General features: G+C 56.4%; 20 protein-coding genes. 19 read left to right on the top strand and 1 reads right to left on the bottom strand.

Annotated features, from left to right (window positions below; genetic code table 11):
* The 19 genes from fabG to RCH93_RS11940 all read left to right on the top strand — a co-directional run bounded on the left by fabG (nucleotide 1) and on the right by RCH93_RS11940 (nucleotide 15,376).
* Nucleotides 1–741: a 3-oxoacyl-ACP reductase FabG gene (gene fabG / locus RCH93_RS12030; RefSeq protein ID WP_306548653.1), complete on the top strand. Its 741-nt coding sequence runs from the start codon at nucleotides 1–3 to the stop codon at nucleotides 739–741.
* On the top strand, nucleotides 738–1,202 hold the full coding sequence (locus tag RCH93_RS12025) for a 3-hydroxyacyl-ACP dehydratase FabZ family protein (protein ID WP_306548652.1): 465 nt from the start codon (nucleotides 738–740) through the stop codon (nucleotides 1,200–1,202). The genes fabG and RCH93_RS12025 overlap by 4 nt, the downstream gene beginning before the upstream one ends.
* Nucleotides 1,203–2,003 carry an enoyl-ACP reductase gene (locus RCH93_RS12020; RefSeq protein WP_306548651.1) on the top strand — a complete coding sequence of 267 codons (801 nt, stop codon included), beginning with the start codon at nucleotides 1,203–1,205 and terminating at the stop codon, nucleotides 2,001–2,003.
* Between the two features lie 11 nt (nucleotides 2,004–2,014).
* The gene (locus RCH93_RS12015) at nucleotides 2,015–2,251 is read left to right on the top strand and encodes a YkvA family protein (protein ID WP_306548650.1); all 237 of its coding nucleotides are present in this window, start codon (nucleotides 2,015–2,017) and stop codon (nucleotides 2,249–2,251) included.
* An 80-nt stretch (nucleotides 2,252–2,331) separates the two neighbouring features.
* Nucleotides 2,332–3,366 (top strand): 3-oxoacyl-ACP synthase III, encoded by a 1,035-nt coding sequence (locus RCH93_RS12010; protein WP_306548649.1) that lies wholly within the window; start codon nucleotides 2,332–2,334, stop codon nucleotides 3,364–3,366.
* The gene (locus RCH93_RS12005; protein ID WP_306548648.1) at nucleotides 3,366–4,262 is read left to right on the top strand and encodes an alpha/beta fold hydrolase; all 897 of its coding nucleotides are present in this window, start codon (nucleotides 3,366–3,368) and stop codon (nucleotides 4,260–4,262) included. Before RCH93_RS12010 ends, RCH93_RS12005 begins: the two co-directional genes overlap by 1 nt.
* Entirely contained in the window at nucleotides 4,249–5,889 is a 1,641-nt protein-coding gene (locus tag RCH93_RS12000) for a fatty acid CoA ligase family protein (protein WP_306548647.1), read from the top strand. The genes RCH93_RS12005 and RCH93_RS12000 overlap by 14 nt, the downstream gene beginning before the upstream one ends.
* A gap of 100 nt (nucleotides 5,890–5,989) precedes the next feature.
* Nucleotides 5,990–6,988, top strand: a complete 999-nt coding sequence (locus tag RCH93_RS11995; protein ID WP_306548646.1) for an NAD-dependent epimerase/dehydratase family protein — start codon at nucleotides 5,990–5,992, stop codon at nucleotides 6,986–6,988.
* 311 nt (nucleotides 6,989–7,299) lie between these two features.
* The gene (locus RCH93_RS11990) at nucleotides 7,300–7,731 is read left to right on the top strand and encodes an ATP synthase F0 subunit B (RefSeq protein ID WP_306548645.1); all 432 of its coding nucleotides are present in this window, start codon (nucleotides 7,300–7,302) and stop codon (nucleotides 7,729–7,731) included.
* A 32-nt stretch (nucleotides 7,732–7,763) separates the two neighbouring features.
* On the top strand, nucleotides 7,764–8,444 hold the full coding sequence (locus tag RCH93_RS11985) for an ATP synthase F0 subunit B (protein WP_306548644.1): 681 nt from the start codon (nucleotides 7,764–7,766) through the stop codon (nucleotides 8,442–8,444).
* On the top strand, nucleotides 8,441–8,989 hold the full coding sequence (atpH, locus tag RCH93_RS11980) for an ATP synthase F1 subunit delta (protein ID WP_306548643.1): 549 nt from the start codon (nucleotides 8,441–8,443) through the stop codon (nucleotides 8,987–8,989). Before RCH93_RS11985 ends, atpH begins: the two co-directional genes overlap by 4 nt.
* A 3-nt stretch (nucleotides 8,990–8,992) precedes the next feature.
* Entirely contained in the window at nucleotides 8,993–10,516 is a 1,524-nt protein-coding gene (atpA, locus tag RCH93_RS11975; protein WP_306548642.1) for a F0F1 ATP synthase subunit alpha, read from the top strand.
* An 18-nt stretch (nucleotides 10,517–10,534) separates the two neighbouring features.
* The gene (gene atpG / locus RCH93_RS11970; protein WP_306548641.1) at nucleotides 10,535–11,413 is read left to right on the top strand and encodes an ATP synthase F1 subunit gamma; all 879 of its coding nucleotides are present in this window, start codon (nucleotides 10,535–10,537) and stop codon (nucleotides 11,411–11,413) included.
* Nucleotides 11,414–11,463: 50 nt separating this feature from the next.
* A complete protein-coding gene (atpD, locus tag RCH93_RS11965; protein ID WP_306548640.1) occupies nucleotides 11,464–12,885 on the top strand; it encodes a F0F1 ATP synthase subunit beta in 1,422 nt (473 codons plus the stop codon).
* 30 nt (nucleotides 12,886–12,915) lie between these two features.
* A complete protein-coding gene (locus RCH93_RS11960; RefSeq protein WP_306548639.1) occupies nucleotides 12,916–13,332 on the top strand; it encodes a F0F1 ATP synthase subunit epsilon in 417 nt (138 codons plus the stop codon).
* Nucleotides 13,333–13,640: 308 nt separating this feature from the next.
* A complete protein-coding gene (locus tag RCH93_RS11955; protein ID WP_306548638.1) occupies nucleotides 13,641–14,165 on the top strand; it encodes a hypothetical protein in 525 nt (174 codons plus the stop codon).
* A gap of 92 nt (nucleotides 14,166–14,257) precedes the next feature.
* Complete coding sequence (locus RCH93_RS11950) at nucleotides 14,258–14,512, top strand: hypothetical protein (RefSeq protein WP_306548637.1); 255 nt, start codon at nucleotides 14,258–14,260, stop codon at nucleotides 14,510–14,512.
* A gap of 81 nt (nucleotides 14,513–14,593) precedes the next feature.
* A complete protein-coding gene (locus RCH93_RS11945) occupies nucleotides 14,594–14,872 on the top strand; it encodes an IS3 family transposase (protein ID WP_306548636.1) in 279 nt (92 codons plus the stop codon).
* A 42-nt stretch (nucleotides 14,873–14,914) separates the two neighbouring features.
* Nucleotides 14,915–15,376: a transposase gene (locus RCH93_RS11940; RefSeq protein ID WP_373693292.1), complete on the top strand. Its 462-nt coding sequence runs from the start codon at nucleotides 14,915–14,917 to the stop codon at nucleotides 15,374–15,376.
* Between the two features lie 462 nt (nucleotides 15,377–15,838).
* On the opposite strand, the gene RCH93_RS11935 is transcribed toward RCH93_RS11940, so the two are convergent.
* Nucleotides 15,839–16,555 carry a PEP-CTERM sorting domain-containing protein gene (locus RCH93_RS11935; protein WP_306548634.1) on the bottom strand — a complete coding sequence of 239 codons (717 nt, stop codon included), beginning with the start codon at nucleotides 16,553–16,555 and terminating at the stop codon, nucleotides 15,839–15,841.
* Nucleotides 16,556–16,799: the final 244 nt, after the last annotated feature.

The following is a 16,799-nucleotide window of genomic DNA, read 5'->3' as shown; positions in this document are numbered from 1 at the left end:
ATGCTCGAATTTGAAGGAAAAACAGCCGTAGTCACCGGCGCGACCCGCGGCATCGGTCGGGCGATCACCGAGGCGCTGCTGGCCCAGGGCGCGACCGTGGTCGGCGTCTACGGCGGCAACCGGGCGGCGGCCGAAGCCATGGCCGGCGAATGCGCCGAGCACGGCGAGCGTCTGCGGCTCCGGCAACTCAACGTCAGCGACTATGCGGCGGCATCCGCCTTTTTTGCCGAGTTGGAGGCCGAGTTCGACACTCTGGACATCCTGGTGAACAACGCCGGCATCCGTCGGGATGCGGTGCTTGCCATGATGAAGGAAGAAGACTGGCGGCGGGTACTCGACGTCAATCTCACCGGCGGCTACATTATGTCCAAATTCGCGGTGCCGCTGATGATGAAACAGAAGTACGGCCGCATTGTTTTTATTACCTCGCCCATGGGGCATCTCGGCTTTGTCGGCCAGAGCAACTACTCGGCCTCCAAGGCCGGGCAGGTTGGATTGATGAAGTCGCTTTCCAAAGAGGTGGCCAAGCGCAAGATCACGGTCAACTGCGTGTCGCCCGGTTTTATCGCCACCGATTTCATCGACGATCTGCCCGAGGCCCAGATGAAGGAATACAAGAAGATGGTGCCTGCGGGTCGGTTCGGAACCCCGGCCGAGGTGGCGGAGGCGACGCTGTTTCTGCTCAGCGGCCGGGCCGCCTACATCAACGGCGCGGTGCTTGAAATCACCGGCGGGTTATGAGTCGGACCATGGCCGATCCCTTCATCCTGGATCGCATCCCGCATCGACCGCCCTTTCTCTGGCTCGACCGGGTGGTGGAAATCACCGGGGAGACCATCCGTGCCGAAAAAACAGTGCCAACGGATTTGGATCTCTTCCAGGGCCATTATCCTCAATATCCGCTGATGCCCGGCGTGCTGCTCTGCGAGGCGGTGTTTCAGGCCGGGGCGCTTTTAATCGGCGAATTGTCGCGCTGCGAAACTGGGGAAGCTGAGGGAATCGCCGAATCCGGCAGAATGCCGGTCCTGACCCGCATCCTCGGGGCCAAGTTCAAACGGGAGGTGCGGCCCGGCGATGTCCTAGAGGTTACGGCAACCCTGGTGGAGCGCATGGGACCGGCCTGGATTCTGAAAGGTTCTGTTCGGGTCGGCGGTAAAATAGCGGTGCAGGTCGAATTTGCCTGCGCGCGCAAGGGGGCGTGAGTGGATTTTTTGCGGCTTGAAGGAAAGAATATTGTGGTGTTTGGCCTGGCCAACAAGAAATCCGTGGCCTGCGCGGTCGGGCGGGTGCTGGTTGAGGCCGGGGCCAGGGTGATCCATGTGGTGCGCAGCGAGCAGCGGGCGGAAACAGCGGCAAAGCTGTTCCCGGCCAGCCCGGTGTTTTGCTGCGACGTCGAGGACGAGGCCAACATCATCCGGGTTCGGGACGAAATCGCCGGCCAGATCAACGAGCCGCTCGACGGCATTGTCCATTCCATCGCCTTTGCCAACTATTCCGAAGGGATGCGACCATTTCATCAGACCCCGAAACGGGATTTTCTCCAGGCCATGGACGTCTCGTGCTTTTCGTTCATCAGCATTGCCAACCATTTTAAGGAATTGCTCGCCCGGCAAGCCTCGCTGGTGACCGTCTCCATCTCCTCCACCCGCATGGCCGCCGAAAATTACGGCTACATGGGGCCGGTCAAGGCGGCGCTGGAATCTTCGCTCTGTTTCTTGGCTAAGAGCTTTTCCGCCTTCTCCGAGATTCGCTGCAACGCGGTCTGCCCAGGCCTGTTGAAAACCTCCGCCTCCGCCGGCATCCCCGGCTATATCGAGAGTTACCTGTTCGCCGAGAAGGCCACCCTGCGCAAAAAGGCGGTGCAGACTGAAGAGGCCGCCAATGTTGCCGCCTTTCTGCTCTCGCCGCGCTCGTCGGGGATGACCGGTCAGTGTTTGGTGGTGGACGCCGGCATGGGCATGAACTACTTTGACGCCGGGATCGTTTCCCCGGCCGTTGGTTGAGCGGCCAGGCGATGCAGCAGTGGCCGATGCTCGCCCGGTTGTGGCAGATGCTCCTACACGCCAAGGACGTGTTTGTGTCGCCAACCACTCCCTTGCCGGTGAAAGTTGTCCTCGCTCTTGGCCTGCTTTATGCCGTGTCGCCCTATGATTTGATTCCCGAATGGGTTCCGGTCCTGGGCGTCATGGACGATCTGGCCCTGGCTGCCCTGTTGATCGCCTGGGCCAACAGTTTCAAAATCCAGAAATAAACCATCAGAATCGCGGCCAATGCACGCCACAGGCAGATGTGCGTTCACGGCGCGGCAATGAAAGGAGCGGTGCTTGCGTAATGCGGTACACCAATGTCTGCCTGCACGATTTCGGCTACGAACTGCCGCCGGTCGAACTTTCCTCGACCGCGATTGAAGAACGGCTGCAGCCGCTGTACGAGCGGTTGAAACTGCCGACCGGTCGTCTGGAGCTGATGACCGGCATCAAGACCCGCCGCCTGTGGTCGCCGGGAACCCTGCCCAGCACCGGCGCGGCCGCCGCCGGCCGAGCTGCCGTTGCCAAGGCCGGCGTGCCGGTGGGCGATCTGGAGTGTTTGCTGTTCACCTCGGTGAGCCGCGACATGATGGAGCCCTCGACCGCTTCCTTTGTCCATCGCAGTCTTGGTCTGCCGCCTTCCTGCCTGTTGTTTGACGTTTCCAACGCCTGTCTCGGATTTCTCGACGGCATGATCATGCTGGCCAACATGCTTGAGCTGGGCCAGATCAGGTCCGGGCTCCTGGTGGCCGGTGAAACTGCCGAAAATCTGATTGCCTCCACCCTCAACCACCTGCTTGCCGACGCGTCGCTGACCCGCAAATCGATCAAGCCGCTCTTTGCCTCGCTGACCATCGGCTCCGGGGCCGTGGCCCTGGTGATGAGCCGCCGGGACTGCAACGACACCGGGCATTATCTGCGCGGCGCCGCCTGCCGGGCGAACACCGCCCACAACGATCTCTGCCAGGGCGGGCAGAACGCCGAACAGGGCACCCTGATGTCCACCGATTCCGAACAGTTGCTGGAGAAGGGAATTGAAACCGCCGCCGCCTGCTGGCAGTCGTTTGAAACCGAATTGGCCTGGCCCAAGGCCAGCATTGATCGGTTTTTCTGCCATCAGGTCGGCAAGGCCCACGCCCAGTTGCTGTTTGAGACCCTGAAGCTTGATCCGGCCAAAAATTTTGAGACCCTGCCCAGTCTGGGCAACGTCGGTTCGGTTTCCGCGCCGATCACCATGGCCCTCGGCATTGAGCAGGGGGCGTTGGCGCACGGTCAGCGGGCCGCGATCCTGGGGATCGGCTCGGGCATCAATTCGCTTATGCTGGGCGTGGACTGGTGATGACCACCCAAGCCTTGGCGGAATATCCGTTTCAACCCCGTTTTTTTGAGGCCGACGGCCATCAGCTGGCCTATCTCGACGAAGGGCAGGGGCCGGTGGTGGTCATGGTCCACGGCAACCCCTCCTGGTCCTATCTGTATCGCAATCTGGTCAGCGGGTTGCGCGACCGCTATCGCTGCATTGTCCCGGATCATCTCGGCTGCGGATTCTCCGCCAAACCGCAGGACGCCTCGTATCGCCTTGCTAACCATATCGACCATCTGGAGCGGTTGCTCGACAGCCTCGGCGTCGACCGCTGCACCTTGGTGGTTCACGACTGGGGCGGGGCCATCGGTATGGGCTGGGCCGGCAAATATCCCGAGCGGGTGCGCGGGATCGTGGCGCTCAACACCGCCGCTTTTCGATCCAGCCGCATCCCCCTGCGGATTGCCGTGTGCCGCTGGCCGGTGCTTGGCCCGATGCTGGTGCGCGGTCTGAACGGCTTTGCCCGGGCCGCGATTTTTATGGCCGTTGCCCGCCGGATGCGGCCCGAGATCGCCCAGGGATTTTTAGCCCCCTACTACAGTTGGCAAAACCGGATTGCGGTGCTTCGCTTTGTCGAGGACATCCCCATGGACGAGTCCCATCCTTCCTGGGCAACGCTAACCGCCGTCGAACACTCGCTTGCCGGTCTTGCCGATCACCCGCTGCTGCTCTGCTGGGGCGGACAGGATTTCTGTTTCAACGATTGGTTCTACAACGAGTGGCGACGTCGGTTTCCCCAGGCCGAAGGCCATTACTTTGCCGGTGCCGGCCATTATGTGCTTGAGGACGCCCTGGCCGAGATCCAGCCGTTGATTGAACGGTTTCTTGAGCGAATTGTTGGCCAAACAGAGGCCGGGCATGGCGGATTATAATATTGCAACATCCCTGCGCCACTCAGCGGAGGCTCTGGGCGAGACGGTTGCCTTAACGGCGCTGCAGGGCCGGCAATGGCGGCAGTGGACGTTTGCCGAACTTCGCCGCAACAGCGACGGTTTTGCCGCAGCCCTCCATGGCGAAGGCGTGCGGCAGGGCGACCGGGTGATGCTGATGGTGCGGCCTTCGATGGAGTTTTTCTGCCTGACCTTTGCCCTCTTTCAACTGGGCGCGGTGGTGATTCTGATTGATCCGGGCATGGGCTACCGGAACCTGTTGCGCTGCATTGGTTCGGTTCGACCGGACATTCTCATCGGCATTCCCAAGGCGATTTTGTTCAGCCGGCTGTTCCGGCCGCCTTTTGCCACAGTTCGCCGGCGCATCCGCGTTGGCGGCTGGCCGTGGGGCGGCGGCAAGGGGCTTGCGCCCAGCTGCGAACACAGCCGCGAACACCGAGACAATCTGCCGGCATACCAGGCGCGGGAAACCGATCTGGCCGCCATTATCTTCACCACCGGTTCCACCGGCCCACCCAAGGGAGTGGAGTACACCCACGGCATCTTTCACGCCCAGCTGCAACTGATCCGCGAGTATTACGGCATTGGCCCGGGCGACGTCGATCAACCTGGTTTTCCCCTGTTTGGCCTGTTTGCCGCCGCCCTGGGCGCCAAGGCGGTGATCCCGGACATGGACCCGACTCGGCCGGCCCAGGTTGATCCTGTGAAATTCGTCCGCACCCTGCTGGAACATGGCGTTACCTATTCCTTTGGTTCGCCGGCGATCTGGAACGTGGTTAGCCGCCATTGCCTCGACAGGGGCATTGTGTTGCCGGTGCGCAAGGTGCTGATGGCCGGCGCTCCGGTGTCGGGCGAACTGGTTGAGCGGGTGCAACGAATTCTGCCCAAGGACGCGCAAATATTCACGCCCTACGGTGCAACCGAAAGCCTGCCCGTCGCCTCAATCGAGGGGCGGGAGATCGTGGAGCAGACCTGGCCCCTGACCCGCATCGGTCGCGGCGCCTGCGTCGGCCGGGCGTTTCCCGGAATCGAGATTCGGATTGTTGAGCCGGTGGAGGGGCTGATTGGCGCCTGGCAGGAGGCGCGCGAGTTGCAGCCGGGCGAAATCGGCGAGATCGTTGTCCGGGGGCCGGTGGTCACCAGGGCCTACGCCAACAACCGGGAGGAAACCGAACGGGCCAAGATCGTCGACGAGGCAGGATTTCGGCATCGCATGGGCGACATGGGCTATGTCGACGAGCATGGCCGGCTCTGGTTTTGCGGCCGCAAGGCCCATCGGGTACATACGGCCAAGGGCGTGATGCACACAGTCTGCTGCGAGGCCATATTCAACGAGCATCCACTGGTGCGCCGTTCAGCCCTGGTCGGTTTGGGAGACAGTGCGTTGCAAACCCCGGTGATCGTTGTTGAACCCGTGGGGCGGGTCGCCAATCAGGAACAGCTTTTTCACGAACTGCGGGGACTGGCGTTGGCCAATCCGCTGACCGCCTCGATTGAGCATTTCCTGGTCCATCCTTCATTTCCGGTCGACATTCGCCATAACGCCAAAATTTTCCGGGAGAAACTGGCGGATTGGGCGGCCAAGCGGGTGCAGTTGCCCTGCGGGTGATAACCAGGCGGTCCATTCGGTTCGGATGGCAGGGCAAGAAAAACGCGGCGACACAGGTTGGCGCTGCAGGGGCAAGAGCGCGAGAGCAGGCGGAGCGGCAATGAACAAAGTGATGGTGACCGGCGGCGGCGGATTTATCGGCAAAGCCCTGGTGCGGGAGTTGGTGGGGCGGGGCGTCGAGACCCTGGCGCTCGGGCGCAATCCGTATCCAGAGCTGGTGGCCATGGGGGTGCGCTGCTTTCAGGGCGACATCTGCGACCCGGCCTTCCTGAATCAGGCCCTGGCCGGATGCGACACCGTTTTTCACGTGGCGGCCAAGGCCGGCATCTGGGGGCCGAAGCGCGAGTATGAGGCCATCAACGTGGTCGGGACTGCAAACGTCGTCGCCGCCTGCCGCAACAACCGCGTGGCCAGATTAGTGCACACCTCCACTCCCTCGGTGGTTTTTGCCGGCCACAGCCTCGAAGGCGCTGACGAATCCGCGCCCTATGCGCCCCGGCCGCTGTGTCATTACGCCGCCACCAAAATTCAGGCCGAGCAAGCGGTGTTGGGGGCCAATGCAGGCGGTTTGCGCACGGCGGCCATTCGCCCGCATTTAGTGTGGGGGCCAGGGGATCGGCAGCTCATTCCGCGCCTACTGGAGCGGGGCCGGGCGGGGGCGCTTAAGATCGTCGGCGCCGGCGCCAACCGGGTTGACATCGCCTATATAGACAATGTGGCGCACGCCCATATCCTGGCGGCGGAAAACCTGGAGACCAGCGGCAGCGCGGCCGGGCAGGCTTTTTTCATCGGCCAGGACCAACCGGTTGTTCTATGGGCGTGGATCAACGAGCTGTTCGCCCGCATGGACATTCCGCCGGTGACGCGAACGGCGCCCTTTCCTCTGGCCTACGCCGTTGGCGGCGCGATGGAAGCAGCATACGCCGCGTTTGGAAAAACCGAGGAGCCGAGGATGACCCGATTCCTTGCCCATCAGTTGGCCCAATCCCACTGGTTCAGCCACAACAAGGCAAAGACGCTGCTCGGATATCGGCAACTGGTTGATACGGAAACCGGGCTGAACAGGTTGGTCAACTGGCTCAAGGACACGCAGGCGTAGAGTATGGGCAATAAAGCGCGCAAAGCCTTGGCGCAGCCAAAATATTATTTGGCAATTCGTCGTCGGTACGCTATTTTTGCACCGGTTTAGCCTGCGAAAAGCAATTATGGTCGACGATTGGGCCGATTGTTCCAACTCGCGTGTGGGTTTAATCGTCTCCAACAAGCATAACTGAAAAATCCTATAAATATTATTTAAAAAGATTTGACAGGGGAGGCATTTTTCAGTAGGTATCCGTAGCGGAAGATGAACCGCCATTCACTTGATTTGGCGGGTAATTGCCATATTTTCAGTAATGAGGGGTAGTTGGTATGATTTCGATTGATGTTACGCTGTTAATGCACATTATCAACATGATTGTGTTGATGCTCGTTCTCAATGCAATTCTGTACAAGCCTGTTCTTGGTATTTTGGAGAAAAGGGCGCAGAGAATCGAATCCCTGAATGGCGATGTGGCTCAATTTGAGCAAAACGCCCGCCAGCGTCAGGCGGAGCTCGATCAAAAAATGCGGGAAGCAAGCAGCAAGGCGAAAAAGGCCTTGGACGGCGCGCGCTTCCAGGCTCAGGCTGCCGGCGCCGAGAAGCTGGCCGTTATCCGCAAGGAATCCGACAGTGTAAAGGAAAAGCAACTGACCGACCTGAGATCGCAGATCGAGGTGGCCAGAAAGGAGCTTCAGGGAAATGCCGCGGGCTTTGCCCAGGCAATGGCAGGAAAGATACTTGGAAGGAGTCTGGACGCATGAGAGCTTGTATCACAGCAGTACTACGGCCGGCTTTGCTGGCGATTCTGATTGGCGCGATGCCGCCTGCGCTTGTTTGGGCAAGCGATGCGCCGGCTGCGGGCGCGCATCAGGAAGTGAAGGCGGACGCCCACGGCGCGGCGCCGGCGGCGGGGCAAGCGGTTGTTGCTGACGCGCATGGAGCCAATGCTGAGTCCGCTGGTCACGGCGCGGCGCGCGGCGGTTCGCTGGCCCCTGCGAAGTTGAAGGATCTGTTCTGGCGGACGGTCAACTTCCTGGCGCTGGTGGTCATTCTGGTCAAGTTTGGCGCCAAGCCCGTTATCTCTGGGTTGAGCGGCCGACAGCAGCGCATTCGGGAAGAGCTTGACGATCTTGCCGCCCGGCGCGACGAAGCTGAGAAGTCCTACAAGGAATTTGAAGCCAAGTTGGCTGGCATGGAACGAGAGATGGAGCTGATCGTCGAGAAGGCGATCGCCCAGGCGCAGGTCGAAAAAGAACGAATTCTGGCGGATGCTGAAAAGGCCGCGGAAGATATCAAGCGTCAGGCGGAAGCCGCCGTGCAGGCCGAGCTGGAAGACGCCAAGCGGAGTCTCCGGGAAGAGGTCGCCGAGCAGGCTGCCGCCATGGCTGAAGCGTTGATCGTGAAAAATCTGACCCCGGCGGATCAGATTGCGATCACTGAACAGTATCTTGAAAGAGTGGGTGCGGTACAGTGAGACATACAATACTAGCTCGTCGATATGCAAAAGCGCTCTTTTCACTGGGGAAAGAGCAGGGGAAAACTGAAGAATACAGCGCAACGCTGAACGGCATCGCCGGTTTGTACGGCGAGGCCGAGTGCGGGATTGGAGACGCCGTTGCCAATCCGCTGTATCCGCTTGATGTTCGGCAGAAGGTCATGGCCAAGATTGCGGAATCCGTTCAGGCCGACGCCATTATGACCAGCTTTCTGAATCTGCTGATTGAGAAAAAAAGAGCCGGCATCTTACCCGACATTGCTCTGGAAATGCAGGTCATGGTGGACAAGGACCAGAACATCAGTCATGGTTCCATTGTCTCGGCCATTGAGCTGGATCAGGCAATACTGGATAAGATCCAGGGTACATTAGAAAAATTGACAGGTAATAAGGTTATACTTGAAACCCAGGTCGATCCGTCCATTATAGGCGGTGTTATTGCCAAGGTAGGTGACTTGGTGCTGGACGGAAGTATAAAGACGCAACTTAATGGATTAAAGGAATCTATCAAGGGGAGAGAGTAATCAATGCAGATCAAAGCCGAAGAAATCAGCCAGATTATAAAAGATCAGATTGCTGGTTATAAAAACGATATCGACCTGAAGGAAACCGGAACCGTACTGTCCGTCGGTGACGGCATCGCCCGCGTTTACGGCGTAGAAAATTGCCAGGCCATGGAATTGCTTGAGTTTCCCGGCAACATCTTTGGACTGGCCTTGAACCTGGAAGAAGACAACGTTGGCTGTGCAGTTCTTGGCGACGTTCGCGACATCAAGGAAGGCGACATCGTCAAGCGGACCGGCAAGATTGCCGAGGTTCCGGTTGGTCCTGAAATGGAAGGCCGGGTTGTTGACGGCATTGGCCAGCCCATTGACGGCAAGGGTCCGATTACCGCCAAGCTGACCCGCAAGATGGAAGTGATCGCCCCCGGCGTTATCGCCAGAAAGGGCGTGCACGAGCCGTGCTACACTGGAGCCAAGGCGGTAGACGCCATGACCCCGGTCGGCAAGGGACAGCGCGAGCTGGTCATCGGCGACCGTCAGATCGGCAAGACCGCCCTGTGCGTCGACGCCATCATCGCCCAGAAGAACACCGACGTGCACTGCATCTACGTGGCCATCGGTCAGAAGAAATCCACCGTTGCCCTGGTTGTGGAAAATCTGCGCAAACACGGCGCCATGGAGTACACCACGGTTGTTGCCGCCTGCGCCTCTGATCCAGCGCCGATGCAGTATGTTTCCGCCTTTGCCGGATGCGCCATGGGCGAATATTTCCGCGACAACGGCCAGCACGCCCTGATTATCTATGACGATCTTTCCAAGCAGGCTGTTTCCTACCGCGAACTCTCCCTGTTGCTCCGCCGTCCTCCGGGACGCGAGGCGTATCCTGGCGACATTTTCTTCAACCACTCCCGTCTGCTTGAGCGCGCCGCCAAAGTCAGCGACGCACTTGGCGCCGGTTCTTTGACCGCTCTGCCGATCATCGAGACTCAGGCCGGCGACGTTTCCGCCTTCATCCCGACCAACGTTATCTCCATCACCGACGGTCAGGTGTATCTTGAGCCAAGCTTGTTCTTTGCCGGCGTTCGTCCGGCCATCAACGTTGGTCTCTCTGTTTCCCGCGTTGGCGGTTCCGCTCAGGTAAAAGCCATGAAGCAGGTTGCCGGAACGCTCCGCCTCGACTTGGCCCAGTATCGCGAGTTGGCGGCCTTTGCCGGTTTCGGTTCAGATCTTGACGCCGCCACCCAGGCCCAGTTGACCCGCGGCGAGCGTTTGGTTGAAATTCTTAAGCAGCCGCAGTATCAGCCGCTGCCGATGGAGAAGCAGGTCACCATCATTTTTGCCGGCACCAAGGGCTTCCTGGATAAATTCCCGGTCAACACCCTTGCCGATTACGAGAAAGAGCTCTACGGCTACATTGAGGCCAACGAACCCTCCATTTTCGCGGAACTCCAGGAGAAACAAGCGATTTCTCCCGAACTGGAAGAGAAAATGAAAAAGACACTGGCAACCTTTGGTGATACCTTCAAGGCGACAAAGGGCCTGAACTGAGCACAAGGGTAGACTCTCATGCCTGGATTAAAGGATGTTAAAGATAAAATCGGCAGTGTGAAGAAAACCGCGCAGATTACCAAGGCCATGAACATGGTGGCCTCGGCTAAACTGCGCGGCGCCCAGGAGAAGATGGAGCGTTTTCGCCCGTATGCCGGGAAATTCGCTGAAGCCATGCGCGATCTTTCCGGTGGAATGGAAAGCAGCGACCTTCCCCTGATGGAAGTCCGTGAAGTAAAAACGGTGGAGATTGTCGTTGTCACCTCCGACCGCGGACTCTGCGGCAGCTTTAACGCCAATATCATTAAATCAGCTGAAAAGTTGAGAAAACAATATGAGGCGGCCGGCAAAACGGTGAGCTTCGTAACAGTGGGAAAGAAAGGCACCCAGGCCCTCAAGAAAACAGGGAAACTGCGCGTCGCCTTTAACGACATCATGGGTTCGTTTCAGATGTTCAACGCCCGTGAAATTTCCCAGAGCATCACCGAGGCCTTTCTCAGCGGAGAAAGCGATCAGGTCGATGTTGTATACGGTAAATTTTTCTCTGTCGGCGTGCAAAGGCCGGTGACGGAAGATCTTTTACCGGTGAAACCCGTTACTGCTGAAGAGGGCGACTCAAAGGGCAAAGCTGAAATCACCGGGTCGTATATCTATGAGCCAGACCCCAACGAAATCATGGAAGTTCTTCTCCCTCTCTTCTTAAACGTTCAGCTCTATCACGCCATGCTTGAAGTAGGCGCCAGTGAACATGCCGCTCGGATGACCGCCATGGACAACGCGACCAACGCCTGTAAGGACATGATCAAAGAACTGACGCAGCTCTACAATAAGGCTCGCCAGGCAGCCGTCACCGGCGAGTTGATGGACATTGTCGGCGGCGCTGAGGCGCTTAAGTAATAATACGGATACCGAACGGTATTTTACTAGTTTAGAGGAGGCCATTTCAAATGGGTGAGACACGCGTAGGAAAAATCATACAGGTCATTGGACCCGTAGTCGACGTCGAGTTTGAGCCGGGCAATCTGCCCGACATTATGAACGCTCTGTATATTACCAACCCTGCCATCAATGACGACGCCGACAACTTGGTGTGCGAAGTTGCACAGCATCTTGGCGACAACGTCGTCCGCACCGTCGCCATGGATCAGACTGACGGTCTGGTTCGCGGCATGGCTGCCAGGGATTCCGGAAACCCCATCACCATTCCTGTCGGCGCGCCTGCACTCGGCCGCATCATGAACGTGGTCGGACGTCCGGTTGACGGCATGGGTCCCATCGTTTCCGAGAAGAACATGTCCATCCATCGCCCGGCGCCTGCTTTTACTGAGCAGGACACCGAGGTCAACGTGCTTGAAACCGGCATCAAGGTTATTGACCTGCTGGTGCCGTTCCCACGCGGCGGCAAGATGGGACTGTTTGGCGGCGCTGGTTGCGGCAAGACCGTTATCATGATGGAAATGGTTAACAACATCGCCATGCAGCACGGCGGCATCTCCGTTTTCTGCGGCGTTGGCGAGCGGACCCGTGAAGGAAACGACTTGTACCATGAGATGAAGGAATCCGGCGTTCTGCCCAAGGCAGCCTTGGTGTACGGCCAGATGACCGAACCTCCAGGAGCCCGTTCCCGTGTTGCTTTGACCGGTCTGACCGCAGCGGAGTACTTCCGTGACGAGGAAGGTCAGGACGTGCTCTTCTTCGTTGACAATATCTTCCGTTTCACCCAGGCTGGTTCCGAGGTTTCGGCTCTTCTTGGTCGTATTCCTTCGGCTGTTGGTTATCAGCCGACTCTGGCCACCGACTTGGGCGCTTTGCAGGAGCGTATTACTTCAACCACCAAAGGCTCCATTACCGCTGTTCAGTGTGTTTACGTTCCTGCCGACGACTTGACCGACCCGGCTCCGGCGACCACCTTTGCCCACTTGGACGGCACCGTTGTTCTTTCCCGTCAAATTGCAGAGTTGGGCATTTATCCGGCGGTTGATCCGCTGGACTCCACCTCCCGCATTCTTGACCCCAACGTGGTTGGTCAGGAGCACTATGCGACCGCTCGCGGCGTGCAGGTTTCCCTTCAGAAATATAAAGAGCTGCAGGACATTATTGCCATCCTGGGTATGGACGAGTTGGCCGAGGAAGATCAGCTGACCGTAGCCCGCGCCCGCAAAGTGCAGCGTTTTCTGTCCCAGCCCTTCCATGTGGCTGAGGTATTTACCGGTTCCCCTGGAAAATACTGCAAGGTTGAGGATACCGTTCGTGGTTTCAAGGAAATCCTTGACGGCAAGCATGACGACCTGCCTGAAAGTGCATTTTACATGGTTGGCGGCATTGATGAAGCTGTTGAGAAGGCCGCTGCACAACGAGCTAAAGCCTGATTCCTTTTACGCTGAAGCGAGGTAAGAGCAATGGCGCAAATTCAGTTGGAAGTTGTAACACCAAACGGAGCGGTGGTCAGTGAAGAGGTGGATATCGTCACTGCCCCCGGTGTAGGCGGTGAATTTGGTGTGCTTGCCAATCACGCTCCTTTTTTAAGCACGATTAAAACCGGCACGTTGAGCTTTAAAAGAGATCGAACGTCCAAATTCCTTATGGTGACCGGCGGATTTGCCGAAGTGTCGAACAACAAAATCACCTTTCTTGTGGAAAGCGCTGAGTTTGGCAACGACATCGACGTTGATCGCGCCATGCGCGCCAAGGATCGGGCTGAAAAACGCTTGACGCAAGCACAACAAGCCACCGAAAAAATCAGTCGCGTCCGCGCTGAAGCAGCCCTGCAACGAGCCATGGCTCGCCTCAGAACTGCAGAACTCGCCCGCCATTGATTGATTTTTTTGGGTAGATAATATTAAAGCCGCCCTCTTGGGCGGCTTTTTTTTTAATTTTTTGGGGGCAAGGAAAGCGAAGGCTGATAAACTCACACCTCCGGGTCAATTGAGAGAGGTGAAAGTATTCCGCATAGCGTGTATCTTCAAATCTTCCTGCCCGGGCTTCCGCCGCGCCGACCGAAATTTTCTTATGGATGGCTCCAGAATACTGTGCGTTTTTTTGCGTTGTTTATCCTGATATTGTGTCGGGGTGTGTGTAGTTCTTGAACAATGCCGATAGTTATAATTTGAAAATGAGAAATAATATGAGCGAATCACGATTGAAATATAAGGACCTGAACTCTGAACAAATCTTCATAGAACTCACGAAAAGATTCCCCAGCATGAAAAAACGAGAGGGTGGCTCCATCGGGGAAGTGTTTGGTGAAGGGTGGGAATCTCTCGATCAAGAATCCAGGGATGTTGCGGAAAAGAAGTTCAGGAAAAAAATTAATGGCCATGAGATTCATGGGATTCGCTACAACGATAACAATGATGGTCTTTATTGTTTGGCGAGATACAGCGCTGATGAGATTTTCTTCGAGATCATTAAAAGATTCCCATTGATCGACCAAGGAGCGGATGTGTGCTTGCGTGAACTCTTTGGTGAGGAATGGTTTTTATTCGGCAGGAAAAGTAGAGAAATTGCGGAAGAAAGGTTTGTTAATGGAATTAAAGATGGAGACATCAGGGGCATAAAATTCGTCTTGAATAAAACGAATTTTGAACTCTACAAAAATGAAAATAATGAAATCCTGTATACGCGGATAGCTAACGACACCTATTGTTGAAACAGAAGTGGTGCCGGAAAATCGGACACGCCCTTAAGTGGAAAATCTGCTACCAGTAGCGCCCAATGAAGGGCCTAACCAAGGAGCAGGCAATGGGAAAAGGAACAAGACGGAAACATTCAGCGACGTTCAAAGCGAAAGTGGCGTTGGCCGGAGACAAGACGCTGGCCGAATTAGCGCAGCAATTTGAAGTGTATCCCAATCAGATAACCGACTGGCAACGGCAACTCTGCGAGCGAGCCGCCGATGTTTTCGGCACGAGCGGTACGTCCGATCCACCGGTGAACGTCAAGTCGATGCACGCCAAGATCGGCCAATGGACCCTGGAGAATGATTTTTTGAGATGACGCGCTCACCAAGGCGGGGTTGCTGAGCGCAAAGCGATAATCGACCGTGGCCATCCCCTTTCGATCAAGCGCCAGGCCGAATTGGTCGGCATCAGCCGCAGCAGCGTCTATTATCAGGCCCACCCCGTCAGCGTCGCCGATTTGGAACTGATGCGGCGCATCGACGAACTGCACCTGGAGCACCCTTTCATTGACTCCCGCATGCTTCGGGATCAACTCAACCGTGCCGGTTGTACGGTGGGCCGCACGCATGTCGGCACGCTGATGAAGCGCATGGGCATTGAGGCCTTGTATCGAAAGCCAGGAGCCAACAAAAAGCACCCCGGCAACAAGATTTACCCCTATCTGCTGCGCGCTTGACCATCGGCCGAGCCAATCAGGTCTGGGCGCTAGACACGACCTATATTCCGATGGCAAAAGGATTTGTGTACCTTGTGGCCGGTTGATTGGGCCAGTCGGAAAGTGTTGGCCGCCAAGGTCGCGATAACCCTGGAGGCCTGCCATGCGGTTGATGTGCTGCAGGAAGCGTTCACTCGCCATGGTTCGCCTGCAATCGTCAACACCGATCAAGGCAGCCAATTCAGCGCCGCCGAATTCGTCAAAGCGTTTGAAGCCAGAGGCTGCCAGATCAGCATTGACGGTCGCGGGGCCTGGCGGGACAATGTTTTTGTTGAACGATTATGGGAATCCGTGAAATATGAATGGGTGTATTTGCATGCCGATGACACGGTCACCGATGCCAGAGTTTCGATCATGCAATATCTGGACTGGTACAACAGATCCCGACCCCATTCAAAATTAGAGAAAAGAACCCCGGACGAAGCATATGCCGTGATGTTGCCGACGGTTAAACAGGCAGCCTAACAACAAACAGAGACTCCACTTAAAAAAGAAAAAACTGTCCGAACGAACTGAGCCCACCTCTGAGTACTTTTTATCGATTCTGTCCCATTTCAGTGGCGACTGCTGCCGCGTCCACGGCGGCCAGTAGCATCTCTTGGCTCAAATGAGCGTATCGTTGAGTGGTTTTCAACTAAATGTGGCCCAGACCTTGGCCACCTTATAGATCGAGCGGCCGGAATTGACCATATTGCTGGCTATACTGTGCCGGAGATCGTGTATCCGAACATCGGGTAGACCAGTTGTCTGTCTGATATTGTCACAAGGGCATTAGTGCCAGCAACGTCAATTTTTTAATCGATAAAGCTAGAACTACTCAAATTAGGATACCACGGATAGGGTGATTACCTGCGCGACCCAGTCGGGGCAATAAAAAGGCAGAGCCGTTAAGCTCTGCCTTTCGCGTTTCCGGTATTTCTGAAAATATCAATTGTTCTTCCTTCTGCCAATAGCTGCCAATCCTGCCAAACCTGTTCCGAGGAGTAGGATTGTGGAGGGTTCCGGGACGGGGGGGCCACCGTTATAAACATACCCATCCAATTCTAAAATGCGCGGGCCTGAGGCATGATAGTTTGCAGCCCCATACTGTTGGAAAGAAGCTCGCCATGTTGTAGCGTTTGTGGGCGCTACAGAATCGTAAAGTTCATACATCCAAAGTTGAGTATAATTAACACCACCTCCATAGACTGGATGCGTTGCGCCATCTCCAAGAGTAGCCGTTATCCCAATACTATTCTTCGAATACAATTCCTGCCAAACACCATTGTTATCTTTGTACTCAAGTTTGAATGCACCAAACCCACGAAAATTTTGGTCACGATAATAGGGAGCCCCTGTTCCATCATGCGAGGCAACGAGATTGAAGCTGCCTAGGGTAATGGCTGAATCCAATGTCCATTCAATGGTGTGCCAAAACCCTTTTATTGAGCTGTCATTAAACACGGCATTGGTGCTTTCGGTATTGGCCGATATATTACCGAACATGTTGAGAGCATTTGAATCCGAATGAATCGTGGGAGCACTAATGTTGGAAATATTGCTGTATTGCCAAGCATCAGTTGAACTAATTACTAGAGCGTTTGCCGACGAAATTCCTAATATCGTTATACCAATAGCCAATCCTGCAATGAGTCTCTTTTTCATTTTTCTCCCTCCTCGCTATCGAAGACTTTATTGTACGTGATACAAGACAGGGAACGTGAATTTGGTGACTCGATCACCAGTGGATTTCGCATAAAACTGTTTTTTCCTCTTAAAAACAGCAAGTAATTCCCTTTCTAATTCAAAAGTGAATTCATGATCCACGGCCATGCGACGATGGAATGGACTCTTGGCGTATCACATTCCATTGTCCGTAACGAGGCCTCGAGGTGGTCTTCAAGAGCGT

The sequence above is a fragment of the Desulfobulbus sp. genome (assembly GCF_030824455.1).
GTDB lineage: Bacteria > Desulfobacterota > Desulfobulbia > Desulfobulbales > Desulfobulbaceae > Desulfobulbus.
The sequence above is the reverse complement of the archived record's forward strand: the minus strand, read 5'-3'. Positions and strand labels throughout refer to the sequence as shown.

Bases quoted from the DNA above. Each gene is read 5' to 3' on its own strand.
- RCH93_RS12000 (WP_306548647.1), top strand. From the start codon at position 4,249: ATGGCGGATTATAATATTGCAACATCCCTGCGCCACTCAGCGGAGGCT.
- atpA (WP_306548642.1), top strand. From the start codon at position 8,993: ATGCAGATCAAAGCCGAAGAAATCAGCCAGATTATAAAAGATCAGATT.
- RCH93_RS12015 (WP_306548650.1), top strand. From the start codon at position 2,015: ATGCAGCAGTGGCCGATGCTCGCCCGGTTGTGGCAGATGCTCCTACAC.
- RCH93_RS12010 (WP_306548649.1), top strand. From the start codon at position 2,332: ATGCGGTACACCAATGTCTGCCTGCACGATTTCGGCTACGAACTGCCG.
- fabG (WP_306548653.1), top strand. From the start codon at position 1: ATGCTCGAATTTGAAGGAAAAACAGCCGTAGTCACCGGCGCGACCCGC.
- RCH93_RS11955 (WP_306548638.1), top strand. From the start codon at position 13,641: ATGAGCGAATCACGATTGAAATATAAGGACCTGAACTCTGAACAAATC.
- atpD (WP_306548640.1), top strand. From the start codon at position 11,464: ATGGGTGAGACACGCGTAGGAAAAATCATACAGGTCATTGGACCCGTA.
- RCH93_RS11935 (WP_306548634.1), bottom strand. From the start codon at position 16,555: ATGAAAAAGAGACTCATTGCAGGATTGGCTATTGGTATAACGATATTA.
- atpG (WP_306548641.1), top strand. From the start codon at position 10,535: ATGCCTGGATTAAAGGATGTTAAAGATAAAATCGGCAGTGTGAAGAAA.
- RCH93_RS11990 (WP_306548645.1), top strand. From the start codon at position 7,300: ATGATTTCGATTGATGTTACGCTGTTAATGCACATTATCAACATGATT.
- RCH93_RS12025 (WP_306548652.1), top strand. From the start codon at position 738: ATGAGTCGGACCATGGCCGATCCCTTCATCCTGGATCGCATCCCGCAT.
- RCH93_RS11950 (WP_306548637.1), top strand. From the start codon at position 14,258: ATGGGAAAAGGAACAAGACGGAAACATTCAGCGACGTTCAAAGCGAAA.
- RCH93_RS11960 (WP_306548639.1), top strand. From the start codon at position 12,916: ATGGCGCAAATTCAGTTGGAAGTTGTAACACCAAACGGAGCGGTGGTC.
- RCH93_RS11995 (WP_306548646.1), top strand. From the start codon at position 5,990: ATGAACAAAGTGATGGTGACCGGCGGCGGCGGATTTATCGGCAAAGCC.
- RCH93_RS12005 (WP_306548648.1), top strand. From the start codon at position 3,366: ATGACCACCCAAGCCTTGGCGGAATATCCGTTTCAACCCCGTTTTTTT.